The 427-nt window shown below is 71.9% G+C and carries 1 protein-coding gene; it reads left to right on the top strand.

The genetic code is table 11. The annotated features are described in order from the left end of the window. A partial coding sequence (locus tag M3195_RS16745; RefSeq protein ID WP_251589228.1) for an ATP-binding cassette domain-containing protein occupies positions 1-427 on the top strand: 427 nt, incomplete at both ends.

Genomic DNA, 427 nt, shown 5'->3' with positions numbered 1-427 from the left:
CGTGCTGATCGGCGCGCATGCGCGGCTGCGCGCGGCACGGCCGGGCTGGCCGGCGCTCGGCGCGGCCGCCGAAGTGCTGCGCGCGCTCGTGCGGCCCGCGTCGGTACGGCGCGAGGAAGCGGAACTGCGCGAAGAAGCGCGCGCGATCGTCGCCGGCTTCGGCGAACGGCTCACGCCGCGCATCGATCATCCGGCGCACAGCCTGTCGTATGCGAACCGGCGGCGCGTGGAGATCGGCCGCGCGCTCGCGCTGCATCCGCGCCTGCTGCTGCTCGACGAGCCGACGGCCGGGATGAACGAGACGGAGACGGCCGAGATGCTGCAACTGATCCAGTCGCTGAAGGCGCGCGGCCTGACGATCCTGCTGATCGAGCACAAGCTCGAACTCGTGATGCGCGTGTCCGACCGCGTGATGGTGCTCGACAAC

It is taken from the genome of Microbacterium hydrocarbonoxydans (assembly GCF_023715885.1).
GTDB classification, from domain to species: Bacteria; Actinomycetota; Actinomycetes; order Actinomycetales; family Microbacteriaceae; genus Microbacterium; species Microbacterium hydrocarbonoxydans_C.
Note: the sequence above shows the minus strand (reverse complement) of the source record. Positions and strands in the feature narration are given on the sequence as shown.